Genomic DNA, 15,232 nt, shown 5'->3' with positions numbered 1-15,232 from the left:
GGAGGCGGACCGCCGGGTCAGAGGTCAGCGGGGCGTCACTCCTGGACGCGGACCCACTGCTCCACGTTCCACAGCGCACCCGACTGGGCGGCGGTGTCGCGCACGTTGGCGACGTCGGCCTTGTGGCCGACCAGACCCGGGTGAGCGTACAGCGGGATGGCCTGGAAGTCCTCCCAGAGCAGCTTCTCGATGGTCTTGACCTGCTCGAGCTGCTCGTTCTCGTCCAGCGAGGTGGCGAGCTTGTCCCAGGCCGCGTCCACCTCGGGGTTGTTGTAGCTCTGCTGGTTCTGAGCGCCGTCCGACTGGTAGATGTTCGCGCCGGAGGCCTTCTGGCCCGAGCCGGCCCAGGCGTAGAGGGCGGCGTCGTAGTCACCGGCCGGCATGACCTCCTTGAAGAACACCGGCGAGTTGGCGTCCTGCACGTCGAAGCCGGCCTGGTCGCAGGAGCTCTTGATGAGCGCGACGGTCTCGGTGCGACGCTGGTTGCCCGCCTGGTAGCCGAGGCGGACCGTGGGCGTGGAGACGCCCGACTTCTCGACGAGCTCCTTCGCCTTCTCGATGTTCGGCTCGTCCATCTCCTTCGGGTAGGCCTCGTCCACGACCTCCTGGTACTTGTCCTGGAAGGGGAAGACCTCGCGCAGGTTCATGACCTGGGCGTCCGCATAGATCGGCTTGATCAGGTTGTCCACGATCTGCTGGCGGGGCAGGCAGAGGGCGAAGGCCTCGCGCAGCTCCGGGGAGTCCGCGAAGACGGAGCCCTCGCCGCGGTTGTAGTCCACGTGCTCCCAGGTCAGCTGGTCACCGGTCTGGACGTTGACGTCCTCGCCGAGGCCCTCGAGCTGCTGGAGGGTGTCCACGGTGGCCTGCGGCTCGATGACGTCGAGGTCGCCGTTCTGCAGGGCCTGCACGTGGGTCTTCGGGTCGGCGAAGCGGAGGACGAGCTCCTTGGTGGCCGGCGGGGTGCCCCAGTACTCAGGGTTGGCCTCGAGAGTGATGGACTGGCCGGCCTGCCAGCCGCCGTCCTTGAACTTGTAGGGGCCCATGGAGGGCACCAGCGAGGCGTCCGGCAGCTCGCCGGGGCTGAAGTCCCAGCCGTCGTTCCAGAACTCGGCCGCCGGGGTGAGCGCCTCGACGTCCTTCTCCTTCGCAGCGGTGACGAGCTCCTCGAAGCTCATGCCCGCCTCCTTGGCGACGATGTGCGCCGGCAGCGCGGTGCTGATGAGGATCTCCCAGTCCGCGTAGGGCTCCGGGTAGGTGACGGTGAACTCCTTGCCGTCGGCCTCGCCCTCGGGCGCCTCCGGGATGTACTTGCCCTGCTCGAAGGAGATCGAGTCGAACAGCGGGGTCTCGGAACCCTCGGCCTTGACCGTGTCGTTGTTCGCGGCCCAGTGCACGATGAAGTCGCCGGCGGTGACGGGGGTGCCGTCGGACCACTTGGCGTCGTCGCTGATGGTGTACTTCACGGTCAGCGGGTCGTCCGAGGTCTTCTCGTACGTGCCGAAGTCCTCGTTCGGGATGATCGAGCCGTCGGTGCCGAAGTACCAGAAGGACGAGAACATGCGGTCCGCGACGGCCGAGTTGTACGTGGTGTACGTGTTCGACTGCAGGCCGTTGTAGGACAGGAAGTCGTCGGCGCCCACCGAGTAGGCGATGGAGCCGTCCTGGGTCTTGACGTCGCCCAGGTCGGCCATCTCCGGCCCGGAGGCCTCGGCGGTGAGCTTCTGGCCCTTGTCCCCTTCGATGACGTTGCCGGCGCCCGAGTCGCCGCCCTGGCTGGCGCCGGAGCCGTTGCTGGATTCGCCTGCGTTGCCGCCGCCCGGGGCGCACGCGGAGAGGATGAGGGCCGAGCCGGCGGCCAGGGCCGCGGCAGCGGAGAGCTTCGTGTACTTCATGGAAGGTGCTTCCGTTCATGAGAGGTGCAAGGACGTCGCGCGCCCGCATCCCTGTGGGGATCCGATGGTGCGAGACGACCCCCGGGCCGTTCCGCCGAGACGGGACGTTCCGTGAGATGAACCACACTGTAGCGGGCACATTCCGATTCGCGAAAGTCCGGATCCGGATCAGTCTCAGCCGTGGCGCACAGCGGTCGCCGACACCCCGGCAGACCCCGGCACGGCGCCGCTCCGCCCGGGCGGCGGCGCGGTCAGCGACGACGGTCCGCCAACAGAGTCCGCACGGCCCACGCCCCGCCCATGCCATGGACGCCGGCGCCCGGCGGGGTGGAGGCGGAGGCCAGATACAGCCCGGCCCGGCCCGCCCGGTGCGGCCGGGGCGACGCAGTGGGGCGCAGGAGCGCGCGCGCTCCCGCGAGCGATCCCCCCGCGATGTCGCCGCCCACGAGGTTCGGGTTCCACACCTCCAGGTCGGCCGGGCGCATCGCGACCGCGGCCTGGATCCGGTCCCGGAAGCCGGGTGCGTGCCGCTCCACCTCCGCCTCGATCAGCGGACGGACGTCGCCGGGGTGGCCGTGGGGCACATGGGCGTAGGACCAGACGACCGTGTGCCCCCGGGCGGGCCCGGTGGCCCGTGTGGGGTCCGCCGCCTGCTGCTGACAGAGCATGACGAAGGGCCGCGCCGGCATCCGGCCGGCCGCGACGTCGTCCTCGGCCCGCCGGATCTCGGCGGCGGTCCCGCCCAGATGCACCGTCCCCGCGCCCGCGAGCCGGGCGTCGCGCCACGGGATCGGCCCGTCGAGCAGGAAGTCGACCTTGGACACGGACGGCCCGGGGCGCCACCGGCGCAGGGCCGCGGCGTAGCGCGGCGGCAGGCCCGTGCCGGCGACGCGCAGCACCTGGCGCGGGGTCAGGTCCAGCACGACGGCGTCCGCGGCGGGCAGCGCGCGCAGGTCCGTGACCTCGTGGCCCAGGTGCAGCCGCCCGCCGTGCGCCCGCAGCACCGCCACGAGCGACTCGACGATCGCCCCCGACCCGCCGCGCGCCACCGGCCAGCCCGAGCTCATCCCGAGCGCGCCGAAGAGCGCACCGAACGCCGCCGTCAGGGGCCGGCTCGAGGGCAGGATCGCGTGGGCCGCCGAGCCCGTGAACAGGGCGCAAGCGGCCGCCGTGCGGAACATCGCCCGGCCCAGCAGATCGGCCGGCCACGGGGCGCGCAGGCCGAAGCGGGCCATCGCCACCGGATGGGGCGGGGGTCGCAACACCGGGCCGAGCGCGCCCGCCAGGATCTCGTCGACGTGGTCGACCAGGGCCCCGTGCACGGCCCGCCAGGCCCGCGCGTCGACGCCGAGACCCACGGCGGTGGCCTCGAGGTCCCGGTGCAGGAGGGCGGCCGGCCCGTCCGGCAGCGGATGTCCCATCGGCACGGCCGGGTGCAGCCAGGCGAGCCCGTGGTCCGTCAGCCCCAGCTCCCGGAACACGGGGCTGGCGACGCCGAACGGATGGCCCGCCGCCCCGAGGTCCACCACGGTCCCCTCCCCCAGCACCGGCGCGGACGCGCACGCGCCGCCGGGCACCGGGGCCCGCTCGAACACGTCCACCTCCCAGCCCTCGCGGGCCAGCAGGGCGGCGGCGGTCAGGCCGTTGGGTCCGGCGCCCACGACGACGGCGCGGCCCGGCTCGACGCCCCGGGGCAGGGCGAATCCGGGGCCGGTGGCGGTTTCGGTCATGGTCTCCTCCTGTAGTCCCTAGGATGGTCGCACCCCGCCCGCCGCCCGTCAGGAGGCCCTCCCCCGTGGACCCGTTCTGGACCGCGCTCGCTCTCACGACGTTCGCCGGGCTGGCCACGGTGCTGGGCGGCGTCCTGGCGATCGTCGGACGCGCGCCCTCGGGCCGCGGGCTGGGGGCCGCCCTCGGCCTCGCCGCGGGCGTCATGCTCGCGGTCTCCTTCCTGGAGATGCTGCCGGCCGCCGTCGAGGGGCTGGGCGGGGCGGTCGGCCCCGCGGCGACCGCCGTCGCGGTGGCCGCCCTGATCCTCGGCGCAGGCTCCTACGTGCTGCTCGAGCGCGCCGTCCCCGACCCCGTCTCGGAGATGCCGGGCGACGTCGACGACCCGGCCGGCCTGGACCGGCGGCGGATGCTGCGCCTGGGCACGGTGACGGCCCTGGCGATCGGCCTGCACAATCTGCCGGAGGGCTTCGTCACCTTCGCCGGCACCCTGCAGGATCCGTCGGTGGGCCTCGCGCTGGCCGTCGCGATGGCCGTGCACAACGTTCCCGAGGGCGTGGCCGTGGCCGTGCCCGTGCGGCAGGCCACCGGATCGCGGCGCAAGGCCTTCGCGTGGGCCGCGTTCACGGGGATCGCGGAGCCGCTGGGCGCGCTGATCGGCTGGCTGCTGCTGGCCCCGTTCCTCACACCCGCGCTCCTGGCCGCCGTCTTCGCGGCCGTGGCGGGCGTGATGGTGACCGTGAGCCTCGACGCGCTGCTGCCCGCCGCCCGGGCGGCCGGGGGCCGCGCCGCGGCGCTGGGCGGCGTGCTGCTGGGCGTGGCCGCGATGGCCCTCTCACTGGACCTGCTCTCCTGAGCGCCGGGGGGCCGGTCAGTTCACGAGGGCCGGCTGCAGGACCGCCTCGGCCTCGCGCACCTCGCCGTCGGCGGTGCGCCACTGGACGGTGATCCGGTCCCCCACGTTGTGGTCGTTGACCAGGCGGGACATCCGGGAGGCGTCGTCGCCGACGGTCCGCCCCTCGATCTCGAGGATGACATCGCCCTCGACCAGGCCGATCTGCTCGGCGGCGGAGCCCGCGTCCACCTGCATGACCACGACGCCGACGTCGGGATCCGCGCCGACCATGATGCCCAGGGCGCCGTCCGCACCGATGCTCACGGTGTCCGTCTCCTCGCCCGAGAGGACCTGGTCCGCCACGTCGAAGGCCACCTCCAGCGGGATCGCGAAGCCGTCCACCTCGTCTGCGGTGGTCCCGTCGCTGGCTGCCACGGTCACGCCGACCACCTGGCCGGCGTCGTCCACCACCGGGCCGCCGGAGTAGCCGGGCACGACGTCCGCGTCCGTCTGGATCAGGCCGGACAGGCGCGCGTACTGATCGGTGCCCTCGGCCGCGGCCATGATCGAGCGGTCCGTGCCGAGCACGGTGCCGCGCACGGCCGTCAGATAACCCTGGCCTCCGCCGTTGCCGACGGCGGCCACCTGGTCCCCGCGCCGCACCGGGTCCAGCGAGACGCTGGCCACCGGCAGGTCTGAGACGCCCTCGACGTCGAGCACCGCGATGTCGTGCTCGGCATCGCGCCCGAGCACCGTGGCCGTGTGCCGCGCGCCGGTGTCCGCGACCACCACGTGCACCTCCGAGGAGTCCTCGACCACGTGGTAGTTGGTCACCGCCAGCCCGTCCGGGGAGAGCACCATGCCGGTCCCCGTGCCGGTGCGGGCGCCGAGGGCGGTCTCCACGAGGAGGATGCCCGGGGCGTCCGCGACCGGCTGGCCCGGGTCCAGGGACGAGCCGTCGTGGGCCGATGCGGACCAGTCCACCGTCACGCCGTCGTGGACGTGGGTCAGGCCCGCCGCGAGCTCGCCCGCCTCCCGTGCCGGGGCCTCGGCGGCGGGCACGGTCGGGGCGGAGTCCGCGGCGACGTCGACCATCCGGCCGGCGAGGAGCGCGGTGAGGCCCCCCGCCAGGACCAGCGCCCCGAGCACGCCGAACAGCGCGATGACGAACGCCAGGGGCGAGCGTCGTGCGCGCGGCGGCCAGCCCGGCGGCGTCACGCTCAGCCCCGGGCGGCCGCCAGGGCGGCCTCGTAGTCCGGCTCCTCGGAGATCTCGGGGACGAGCTGGGCATGACGGACCACGCCGTCGGCATCGACCACGACGACGGCGCGGGCCAGCAGGCCCTCGAGCGGACCGTCGGTCATGCGCACGCCGTAGTCGCCGCCGAACGACGAGCGGAACACAGAGCCGCTGCGGACGTGGTCGATGCCCTCGACCGAGCAGAAGCGCGCGGCGGCGAACGGCAGGTCCGCGGACACGGCCACGACGGTGGTGTCCCCGAGGTCCGCGACGCGGGAGTCGAACTCGCGGACGGAGGCGGCGCACACGCCGGTGTCCAGGGACGGGAAGATGTTCAGGATCACGCGGCGGCCGCGCAGCTCCCGCAGGGTCACCGGGGACAGGTCCGCCCCGGTGAGGGTGAAGTCGGGGGCGGGGGAACCCACCTGGGGCAGCTCACCGACGGTGTGGACGGGGGTGCTCTTCATGTGGGTCGTCGCCATGGGGACAGCCTAGGATGGGCGCGGCCGGACGGGAGCACTCCCCGCCCGGCTCGGCGGACGGCGAACACGGAGGGACCGACCATGACCGAGCCCATGACGTCCAACGTCACCGACACGGCCCTGCTGTTCGAGGGCGGGGGCATGCGCGCCGCGCTCACCTCGGCCGTGGTGGCGGAACTGCTGCGCGAGCGGATCCACGTGGACTTCGTGGCCGGCATCTCGGCGGGCTCGTCCAACGCCGTGAACTACCTGTCCCGCGACCCGGCCCGTGCGCGGCGCTCGTTCGTGGACTTCGCCGACGATCCTCGGTTCGGCAACTGGCTGAGCTTCGTGCGCGGCAAGGGCCTGTTCAACGCCGAGTACATCTACGAGCACGCCGGCCTGCCCGAGGCGGACCTGCCCTACGACTTCGCCACGTTCCGCGCGAACCCCGCCCGGCTCGTGCTGGGCGGGTTCGACGCCGCGAGCGGCGAGACCCGCTGGTGGGACCGCTCCGACATGACCACCCTGACCGACCTGATGGTCCGCGTCCGCGCGTCGTCCACGATGCCGGTCCTCATGCCCCCCGTGCACGCCGAGGGCACCGTGTTCGTGGACGGCGCCCTCGGCGTGGACGGCGGGATCCCGCTGACCGCGGCGGAGGACGCGGGGTTCGAGAAGGTCCTCGTGGTCCTGACCCGGGAGCGCGGGTACGTGAAGCGGCCCGAGCGGTTCCCCTCGTTCTATCAGCGCACCTTCCGGCGCTACCCCGCCGTCGCGGACGCGCTGCTCACGCGCTGGCGCCGGTACAACGCCACCCGCGAGCGCCTGTTCGAGATGGAGCGGCAGGGACGGGCCTATCTGTTCGTGCCCGAGACCATGCCCATCGCCAACGGCGAGCGGTCCGTGGCCAAGCTGGCCGCCGCCCACGAGCTCGGCCTGGACCAGGTGCGCCGCGAGATGCCCGCGATCCGCGCGTTCCTGGGGCTGCCGGCGTCCCGCTGAGCCGCGCCTGCTCCGAGCGGCGGGTCAGGCCTCGGCGCGGGCGGCCGAGTCCGGCAGGCCGAACACCGAGTCGAACGCATAGGCGTACACCGCGGCGTAGACGAGGAAGAACACGAGCAGGCCGGCCTCGATGAGGAACGCCTCCCCCAGCCCGATGCCGAGGATCAGCGCCACCGCGGGCACGAGGAACACGATCAGCCCGCCCTCGAAGCCGACGGCGTGGGCCACGCGCACCCACCAGGGCCGGCCCGTGATCCCGAGGCGGCGTTCGAGGGTCTCGAACACCGAGTTGAACACGATGTTCCACAGCAGGGCCACGGTCGAGGACACGACCGCCACGGCGAGCGAGGGCCCGCCGCCGTTGCCGAGCGCCGCCAGGATCACGGTGGTGAAGAGGATGGCGAGCAGCTCGAAGACCACCGCGTAGACCACGCGGCGCAGCAGGGGCGTCCGGAACACGCGGCGGCGCACGAGCGCGTCCCGGCCCCCCGGGCCCCGCGGCACGTCGGAGGGCGGCGTCGACACGGGGTCGACGCCCGGGCGGGCGCGGCGGGTCTCGGACACGGCGCCCAGCCTAGGGCTGGCACCGCGGGGCGCCGAATCCGGCGGAACCGGCCGCCCGCCGTCGTCGCTCCTCGATGAGGGGCGGGCGCGCCTTCACCGCGCCCCGGCCGCCTGCCTAGAGTTCGAGGCATGAAGCTCACCGATGACCTGCTGCAGAAGTTCAACGAACAGATCACCCTCGAGTTCGAGGCGTCCATGGTCTACCGCCAGCTCGCGATCGCCGCCGACGACCTGGACCTGTCCGGGATGGCCGCGTGGCTGCGGCACCAGGCGGACGAGGAGATCGTCCACGCGAACAAGTTCATCGACCACGTCGCCGACCGGGACAGCTTCCCGACGATCGGCGCCATCCCGGCCCCGCCCGTGCAGGCCGGCCTGTCGGCCCTGGAGATCTTCCGGGCCGCGCTCGCGCACGAGCAGAAGGTCTCCGAGGCGATCCGCGAGCTGTACCGGGCCACCGAGTCCGCGGGCGACCTCAACTCGCGCCCGCTGCTGAACTGGTTCCTGGACGAGCAGATCGAGGAGGAGGCCACCGTCTCCGAGATCGTGGGCCAGCTCGAGCTCGTCGGCGATGACGGCTCGGGCCTGCTCCGCATCGACGGCCGCCTGGGCTCCCGTCCCGTGGAGACCACCGAGAACGACGCCTGAGCCCACCGGCGGCCTCGTCGGCCGCGCACGCACCGGCCCGGTCCCCCACGGGACCGGGCCGGTGCGTGTCCGTCCCCGCCGCTATGCTCGACCTGCGCCCTGCCCGCGCACCGGCGCGCCCGTCGGCCCCACCCCAGGAGGAACCATGGTCGGACTCGTAGCCCTGCTCGACGACGTCGCCGCCCTCGCCCGCCTCGCCGCCGCGAGCGTGGACGACGTGGCCGCAGGGGCGGGACGCGCCGCGGCCAAGGCGGCGGGTGTGGTGGTCGACGACGCCGCGGTGACCCCGCAGTACATGGCCGGCGCAGCCGCGGCCCGCGAGCTGCCGATGATCTGGCGGATCACCAAGGGCTCCCTGCGCAACAAGCTCGTGTTCATCCTGCCCGCCCTGCTGCTGCTCGACTGGCTCGCCCCCTGGATCCTGCCGTGGCTGCTGCTGGCCGGCGGCACCTACCTGTCCTATGAGGGCGCGCACAAGGTGTGGGGCAAGCTCACCGGCCACGGGCATGCCGACGACGAGGAGCCCGCCGTCGAGCGGGGTCCGGAGGCCGAGGACACCGTGGTGCGCGGGGCCATCACCACGGACTTCATCCTGTCCCTGGAGATCATGGTCATCTCCATGAACGAGGTGGCCGACCTGGGCTTCTGGATGCAGGCGGCGGTCCTGGCGGTGGTGGCCGTCCTCATCACCGTGGGCGTGTATGGGGCCGTGGGGCTGATCGTGAAGATGGACGACGTCGGCCTGCACCTGCACCAGAACGCCTCGACCTCCGGCGGCCGCTCGTTCGGCGCCGGGCTGGTCAAGGCCATGCCGCACGTGCTGCGCGTGGTGACCGTCATCGGCACCGTGGCGATGCTCTGGGTGGGCGGCCACATCGCCCTCGTGGAGCTGGACGCACTGGGCGTGCCGTGGCCCTACGCCGTGCAGCACGGGATCGTCGAGCCCGTCACACACGCCGCCGGCGCGTTCCTCGGCTGGCTCACGGAGACTGCGACGTCGGCTGTGTGGGGCCTGCTCTGGGGCTCGGTCGCGCTCGGGGTGGTCCTGCTCGTCGGACGCCTGCGCGGGAAGAAGGCCGCGCCCGCCCACTGATGCGGCGGCTGACGGGTCTACTCCCACCCGCGCCCGACGCCGAGGCCCGCAGACGCGCCGCTACGCACGGAACGTAGCGGCGCGTCTGCGGGCCTCGGCGCTGTCTCCGTCTCCCGACGGGCCCCGTCAGTCGGCGGTGAGGAAGGTGCGCACCGCGGAGACGAAGGCCTCGGGCTGGTCGGCGTGCAGCCAGTGGCCGGCGTCACGGACGGTCACGCGCACGACGCGCGGGAACAGCTCCTTCATCCGCGGCACGTCCTCGTCCTGGACGTAGTCCGACTCGGCGCCGGCCAGCCACAGGACCGGATGGTCGAACACGCGCGCCGGGTCCTCGGGGACCACCGGGTCCGGGAACGAGCCGATCTCCCGCAGGTGCTCGAAGAGCATGGCCACGTTGGGCTGCCACGCGAAGTGGCCGGCCGTGCGCCGCAGGTTCTGCAGCAGGAAGCCGCGCACCCGCGCGTCGTGGACGTGCTCGGCCATGGCCGCGTCGGCCTCGGCCCGCGAGTCGTACGCGTCCAGGTCCATGCGCAGCATGGTGCCCAGCAGGTGCACGAACTCGTCCGTGGCCTGCGGTGAGAGCCGCGGGGAGATGTCCTCCACGATCAGCCGGTCCACGAGCTCCGGGTGCCGCAGGGCGAGCACCATCGCGACCTTGCCGCCCATCGAGTGGCCCAGCAGGTGGACCGGCCCGTCGGCGGCGAGGCCGGCGCGCAGGTGGGCGGCCACCCGGTCCGCGATCTCGCGGTAGTCCACCCGGTCCGTCCAGGGCGAGGCGCCGTGGTCCGGCAGATCGATCAGCTCCACCGTGAAGTCGTCGCCCAGCTCCTTGGCCGGGCCGGTGAAGTTCCGGCCCCGGCCCATGAGGCCGTGCAGGAACGCGACGCGGCGCGGGCCCTCCCCGATGCGGGTGGAGGCCAGGGGGGCGTCGGACGGGTCGGAGGCGGCGGCGGTCGTGTTCACCCGACTCAGGCTAGCGCGGGACCGCGCCGGCGCCTCCCCCGCCTTACAGTCATCTCGACCCTCTGAGATGGGCGCGAACAGTGTCATACTGACCAGAACAGCCCCGCCAGTCCGCCCCGGGAGGTCCCATGCCGGTCGCTGAGGCCCGCGTCAGCGTGGCCGTGTCCACGGCCGTCTTCGGCGTGCGCCCGGACCCGCACGGCGTGCCCCGCCTCTGTGTCGCCCTCGTCCCGCGGATGCGCGAGCCGTTCCTGGACCGGTGGGCGCTGCCGGGCGCGTGGCTCGGCGCGGACGAGGAGCTGGCCGACGTCGCCGCACGCGTGGCCGCCGAGTGCGTGCCCGGTCCCGTCCGTCGCCTCGAGCAGCTGGCGGCGTTCGGCGCCGTGGACCGTTCCCCCACCGGACGCGTCCTCACGGTGGCCCACTGGGCGCTCAGCCCCGCCCTGGACGACGACGGCGCCGCCCCGGCGTCCAGCCCGGACCCGGACGTGGCCGGGCTGCCCATCGGGGTCCATGTGCGCTGGCACCGGGCCGACGCGCCGCCCGCGCTGGCGTTCGACCACGCGCAGATCCTGGCGGCGGCCGTGGCGCGCCTGCGCGCGGACCTGCCGCGAGCCGGCGTCGGGCACGCGCTGCTGGGGCCCTCCTTCACCCTCGCCGAGCTGCGCGTCGTGCACGAGGCCGTCCTCGGCCGCGGCCTCGACGCCGCCAACTTCCGCCGCGCCACCCTCGCCGCCGGGACCCTCGAGGAGACCGGCGAGGTCCGCGGCGGCACCCCGCACCGCCCGCCCAAGCTCTACCGCTACCGGCCCGCCGTTGACCACCAGCCCCGACCCAGGAGTCACCCATGACCACCCCGACCGGGACCACCGCCTCGGTGGCCCGCACCCTGACCCTGATCGACAAGGACGCCGCGCGCGGCTCCTCGTGCTCCCCCGACCTGACCCGCGGCCCCTGGGCGTTCGACGCCGGCCTGCCCGCCTACGGCCCCGGCGCATCGCAGGACGACGCCGTCCCGGCCGACGCCCCCGTGCAGGGCCGCATCCCCGAGGAGTACCAGCGGGCCTCGGACGAGGAGCTCCACGCCCGGATCAGCGCGGCGCGGCAGACGCTCGGCGAACGCGTCGTCGTGCTGGGCCACTTCTACCAGCGCGACGAGGTCGTCCAGCACGCCGACTTCGTGGGCGACTCCTTCCAGCTCGCGCGGGCGTCCCAGGGCCGGCCCGAGGCGGAGGCGATCGTGTTCTGCGGCGTGCACTTCATGGCGGAGACCGCGGACCTTCTCTCCACCCCGGACCAGGCCGTCATCCTGCCCAACCTCGCCGCCGGCTGCTCCATGGCGGACATGGCCGACCTGGACTCGGTCGAGGACGCGTGGGAGCAGCTCGAGGCGGTCTACGGCACCGAGCCGGACGACGACGGGCGCGTGCCCCTGCTGCCCGTGACCTACATGAACTCCTCCGCGGCCCTCAAGGGCTTCGTCGGCGAGCGCGGCGGCATCGTGTGCACGTCCTCCAACGCCTCGGCCGTGCTGGACTGGGCGTTCGAGCGTGCCCAACGCGTCCTGTTCTTCCCGGACCAGCACCTGGGCCGGAACACGGGCCGCGCCAGGGGGATCCCACTCGAGCAGATGCCGACGTGGAACCCCCGCCTGCCGCTGGGCGGGAACTCCGAGGACGCCCTGCGGGACGCGAAGGTCCTGCTGTGGCACGGCTTCTGCTCGGTGCACCGCCGCTTCACCGTGGCGCAGATCGAGCAGGCCCGCGCCGAGCACCCGGACGTCCAGGTGATCGTGCACCCCGAGTGCCCCCTGCCCGTGGTGGAGGCCGCGGACTCCTCCGGGTCCACCGACTTCATCGTCAAGGCGATCCAGGCGGCGCCGGCCGGCTCGACCTTCGCGATCGGCACCGAGATCAACCTCGTGCAGCGCCTGGCCGCCCAGCACCCCGAGCACACGATCTTCTGCCTCGACCCCGTGATCTGCCCGTGCTCCACCATGTACCGCATCCACCCCGGCTACCTCGCGTGGGTGCTCGAGGAGCTCGTGGCCGGCCGCGTGGTCAACCGGATCACCGTGCCCGCGTCCGTCGCCGACCCGGCCCGCACCGCGCTCGAGCGGATGCTGGCCGTCGCGCCGAAGCAGTCGGCCGCGCAGTCCGCCGGGGCCGGGACGTGACCCCGGCCGACCGCGCCCCGGCGACGCCGGCCCCGCAGCCGGACGTGGAGCGGATCGTGGCCGCAGCGCTCGCCGAGGACGCGCCCTGGGGTGATGTCTCCTCGGAGGCCTTCGTCCCGGAGCAGGCCCGGATCACCGCGCGCGTGGTGGCCCGCGAGGCCGGGGTGCTCTCCGGCACGAACGCCCTCGAGGCCGCCTTCCGGCTCGTCGACCCGGCCGTGTCCGTCACCCTGCACCTGGCCGACGGCGCCGACCTGTCCCCCGGCGCCGTCGTCGCCGAGGTCGCGGGCCCCGCCCGCTCGGTGCTGCGCGCCGAGCGCGTGGCGCTGAACCTCGTCCAGCGCCTGTCCGGGATCGCCACGACGACGGCCGCCCACGTGGCCGCCGTGCGCGCCGGCGGCGGGCACGCGCGGGTGGTGGACACCCGCAAGACCACCCCGGGTCTGCGCGTGCTCGAACGGCAGGCGGTGCGGGACGGAGGCGGGCACAACCACCGCTTCAGCCTCTCGGATGCCGTGATGCTCAAGGACAACCACCTGGCCGCGCTGGGGTTCGGCGGTGCCGGCGACCCGGGCGAGGCCCTCACCGCGGCCCTGCGCGCCGGGATGGCCCGCCTGCCGCACACCACCCACGTGGAGGTGGAGGTCGACCGGCTCGAGCAGATCCCGGCGGTGCTCGCCGCCGAGGTCGACACGATCATGCTGGACAACTTCTCGCCGGCCGAGCTGCGGGCCGGCGTCGAGCTCGTGGCGGGCCGCGCCGTCGTCGAGGCCTCCGGCGGGGTGAGCCTCGAGACGATCGGGGCGATCGCGGCCACGGGCGTGGACGTGATCTCGGTGGGAGCGCTGACCCATACCGTCCAGTCCCTGGACCTGGGCCTGGACGCCGTGGTCGAGGAGGGCTCGCCGCGCCGATGAGCACCACCCTCGACCTGGACCACGCGGCCACCTCGCCCGTCCGGCGCAGCGCGCTGGAGGCGATGTGGCCCGCCCTCACCGGCGTCTACGGCAACCCCTCCTCGGCGCACGAGGCCGGCCGGGCGGCGGCGGCCCTGCTCGAGGACGCCCGCGCGCGGGTGGCCCGCGCGATCGGCGCCCGGGCCGGGCAGGTCGTGTTCACCTCGGGCGGCACGGAGGCCGACGCGCTCGCCGTGCTCGGCACGGTGCGCGCCCGGATCCTCGCCGGCCGCCCGGCGAACCACGTGCTGACCACGGGGATCGAGCACAGCGCGGTGCGGCAGTCCTGTGACCAGCTGGCCCGGCTGCACGGCGTCGAGGTCGAGCACCTCGCGCTGGACCGTGACGGCCTGACCTCGGCGGACGACCTCGCCGCCCGCCTGCGCCCGGACACCGCGCTGGTCAGCGTGCACCTGGCCCACAACGAGGTGGGCACGGTGCAGCCGGTGGCCGAGCTGGCCGCCGTCGCCCGGGAGGCGGGCGTGCCGCTGCACGTGGACGCGGTGCAGGCCGCGGGGCAGATCCCGGTGGACGTGCGCGCCCTCGGGGCGGATCTCGTGGCGCTGTCCGGGCACAAGGTCGGCGGGCCCAAGGGGGTCGGCGCGCTGTGGGTGCGCCCGGGTCACGCCCTGGAACCACTCGTGCCCGGCGGCGGCCAGGAGCGGGGCCGGCGGTCCGGGACGCAGAACGTGGCCGGTGCCGCCGGGTTCGCGGCGGCCTTCGAGGAGGCCGAGGCGGAGCGCACCGCGGCCGCGGACGCGTGGTCCGGGCTGCGGGACCGGTTCGCGGCGCGCGTGCTCGACGGCGTCCGGGAGCTCGTTCCCGACGCGCGGCTGACCGGCCATCCCGCGCGGCGGCTGCCGCGTCACGCCTCGTTCGTGCTGCCCGGCGTGAACGGCGAGTCGGTGCTGGAGGAGGCGGCCCGCCGGGGCGTGCTGGCCTCGGCGGGGTCCGCGTGCTCGGCCCACGACGCCGAGCCGTCCCCGGCCCTGCTCGCGCTGGGCCTCAGCGAGGACGAGGCCCGCACGGCCCTGCGCTGCACGTTCGGCCCGGACGCCGACGCCCCGCTGCTCGAGGCCGCCGCGGACGCGATCGTCGACGCCGTCCGGACGGTCGCCGCCCTGCGCTGAGCGGCCCCGGGCCGGTCGACCCCGCTGCCGCCGGGGGCCGGCGTCGGAAGTTCACCCGGGGGTCAGCCCGACGCCACATGTCCCTCGCCTGCGTGCCCCACCCTGGCCCCGTGAAGCAGACCACCGCACCCCTGTCCCACTCCGCCTCCCGCCGTTCGGTGCTCGCCGCGGCGTCCGCCGCCGTGTTCGCCCCCGCCCCCTCTGGTGGCGGGGGCAGGGTCGGGGGGGGCGGGCTGGAGAGCCCCCCCCCCCGAGCCGGAGCGGGAGGGGGCGAGAAGCGCGCGCTCGGGCGCGGCGGGGGGGGGCGCGACGAGCCGTTCCGCGAGGTCGACGGCGGGCGCGGGCGTGAGCCCGCCGAACATGACGTGCGGGAAGGCCGCGGCCTGCCGGGTCAGGGCCTCGACGAGCGCGGGGGGCCCGTGCCCGTGCACCACGGACCACCAGGACGCCATCGCGTCGATGGCGCGGTGACGCTCCCCGCCCGGCCCCTCGAGGTCGAGGTGGACGCCCCGGGCACCGCGCACGGCGTAGAGCTGGCGGGC

General features: G+C 74.5%; 15 protein-coding genes. 8 read left to right on the top strand and 7 right to left on the bottom strand.

All coding sequences use genetic code 11. The features are described from left to right. Nucleotides 1-35 precede the first annotated feature (35 nt). The gene (locus tag FLM69_RS04890) at nucleotides 36-1,892 is read right to left on the bottom strand and encodes an ABC transporter family substrate-binding protein (protein ID WP_044659392.1); all 1,857 of its coding nucleotides are present in this window, start codon (nucleotides 1,890-1,892) and stop codon (nucleotides 36-38) included. Between the two features lie 251 nt (nucleotides 1,893-2,143). Next, on the bottom strand, nucleotides 2,144-3,622 hold the full coding sequence (locus FLM69_RS04885; protein ID WP_044659391.1) for an NAD(P)/FAD-dependent oxidoreductase: 1,479 nt from the start codon (nucleotides 3,620-3,622) through the stop codon (nucleotides 2,144-2,146). 65 nt (nucleotides 3,623-3,687) lie between these two features. Between FLM69_RS04885 and zupT the strand changes: the two genes are divergently transcribed. After that, nucleotides 3,688-4,476 (top strand): zinc transporter ZupT, encoded by a 789-nt coding sequence (gene zupT / locus FLM69_RS04880; protein WP_044659390.1) that lies wholly within the window; start codon nucleotides 3,688-3,690, stop codon nucleotides 4,474-4,476. 15 nt (nucleotides 4,477-4,491) lie between these two features. Here zupT and FLM69_RS04875 read toward each other — a convergent pair whose 3' ends face one another. Together FLM69_RS04875 and tpx are read right to left on the bottom strand one after the other, a co-directional pair. Beyond that, the gene (locus FLM69_RS04875) at nucleotides 4,492-5,673 is read right to left on the bottom strand and encodes a S1C family serine protease (protein WP_044659389.1); all 1,182 of its coding nucleotides are present in this window, start codon (nucleotides 5,671-5,673) and stop codon (nucleotides 4,492-4,494) included. 2 nt (nucleotides 5,674-5,675) lie between these two features. Continuing rightward, on the bottom strand, nucleotides 5,676-6,176 hold the full coding sequence (gene tpx, locus FLM69_RS04870) for a thiol peroxidase (protein WP_044659388.1): 501 nt from the start codon (nucleotides 6,174-6,176) through the stop codon (nucleotides 5,676-5,678). An 81-nt stretch (nucleotides 6,177-6,257) separates the two neighbouring features. Between tpx and FLM69_RS04865 the strand changes: the two genes are divergently transcribed. Beyond that, the gene (locus FLM69_RS04865; protein WP_041105041.1) at nucleotides 6,258-7,160 is read left to right on the top strand and encodes a patatin family protein; all 903 of its coding nucleotides are present in this window, start codon (nucleotides 6,258-6,260) and stop codon (nucleotides 7,158-7,160) included. A gap of 24 nt (nucleotides 7,161-7,184) precedes the next feature. Here the strand turns inward: FLM69_RS04865 and FLM69_RS04860 are convergent, their stop codons facing one another. Beyond that, nucleotides 7,185-7,724: a PACE efflux transporter gene (locus FLM69_RS04860; protein WP_041105039.1), complete on the bottom strand. Its 540-nt coding sequence runs from the start codon at nucleotides 7,722-7,724 to the stop codon at nucleotides 7,185-7,187. 129 nt (nucleotides 7,725-7,853) lie between these two features. Here FLM69_RS04860 and FLM69_RS04855 point away from each other — a divergent pair, with 129 nt between their 5' ends. Then, nucleotides 7,854-8,372, top strand: coding sequence for a ferritin (locus FLM69_RS04855; protein WP_041105037.1), 519 nt, complete (start codon nucleotides 7,854-7,856; stop codon nucleotides 8,370-8,372). A 145-nt stretch (nucleotides 8,373-8,517) separates the two neighbouring features. Continuing rightward, nucleotides 8,518-9,465, top strand: coding sequence for a DUF808 domain-containing protein (locus tag FLM69_RS04850; protein ID WP_041105414.1), 948 nt, complete (start codon nucleotides 8,518-8,520; stop codon nucleotides 9,463-9,465). Nucleotides 9,466-9,591: 126 nt separating this feature from the next. Here FLM69_RS04850 and FLM69_RS04845 read toward each other — a convergent pair whose 3' ends face one another. Beyond that, a complete protein-coding gene (locus FLM69_RS04845; protein ID WP_141843297.1) occupies nucleotides 9,592-10,428 on the bottom strand; it encodes an alpha/beta fold hydrolase in 837 nt (278 codons plus the stop codon). 128 nt (nucleotides 10,429-10,556) lie between these two features. Here FLM69_RS04845 and FLM69_RS04840 point away from each other — a divergent pair, with 128 nt between their 5' ends. The 4 genes from FLM69_RS04840 to FLM69_RS04825 are packed head-to-tail and all read left to right on the top strand — an operon-like array spanning nucleotide 10,557 to nucleotide 14,690. Further along, on the top strand, nucleotides 10,557-11,279 hold the full coding sequence (locus tag FLM69_RS04840; RefSeq protein WP_141843295.1) for an NUDIX hydrolase: 723 nt from the start codon (nucleotides 10,557-10,559) through the stop codon (nucleotides 11,277-11,279). Further along, nucleotides 11,276-12,604 carry a quinolinate synthase NadA gene (nadA, locus tag FLM69_RS04835; protein ID WP_036316443.1) on the top strand — a complete coding sequence of 443 codons (1,329 nt, stop codon included), beginning with the start codon at nucleotides 11,276-11,278 and terminating at the stop codon, nucleotides 12,602-12,604. The genes FLM69_RS04840 and nadA overlap by 4 nt, the downstream gene beginning before the upstream one ends. Next, complete coding sequence (nadC, locus tag FLM69_RS04830; RefSeq protein WP_141843294.1) at nucleotides 12,601-13,521, top strand: carboxylating nicotinate-nucleotide diphosphorylase; 921 nt, start codon at nucleotides 12,601-12,603, stop codon at nucleotides 13,519-13,521. The genes nadA and nadC overlap by 4 nt, the downstream gene beginning before the upstream one ends. Continuing rightward, a complete protein-coding gene (locus tag FLM69_RS04825; protein WP_095354133.1) occupies nucleotides 13,518-14,690 on the top strand; it encodes a cysteine desulfurase family protein in 1,173 nt (390 codons plus the stop codon). The genes nadC and FLM69_RS04825 overlap by 4 nt, the downstream gene beginning before the upstream one ends. 62 nt (nucleotides 14,691-14,752) lie before the next feature. Here the strand turns inward: FLM69_RS04825 and FLM69_RS04820 are convergent, their stop codons facing one another. After that, nucleotides 14,753-15,214: an aminotransferase class III-fold pyridoxal phosphate-dependent enzyme gene (locus FLM69_RS04820; RefSeq protein ID WP_255502722.1), complete on the bottom strand. Its 462-nt coding sequence runs from the start codon at nucleotides 15,212-15,214 to the stop codon at nucleotides 14,753-14,755. Between the last annotated feature and the right edge of the window lie 18 nt (nucleotides 15,215-15,232).

Source organism: Micrococcus sp. R8502A1, from assembly GCF_006704135.1.
Classification (GTDB): Bacteria; Actinomycetota; Actinomycetes; order Actinomycetales; family Micrococcaceae; genus Micrococcus; species Micrococcus luteus.
This window is presented reverse-complemented; position numbering and strand designations above follow the sequence as displayed.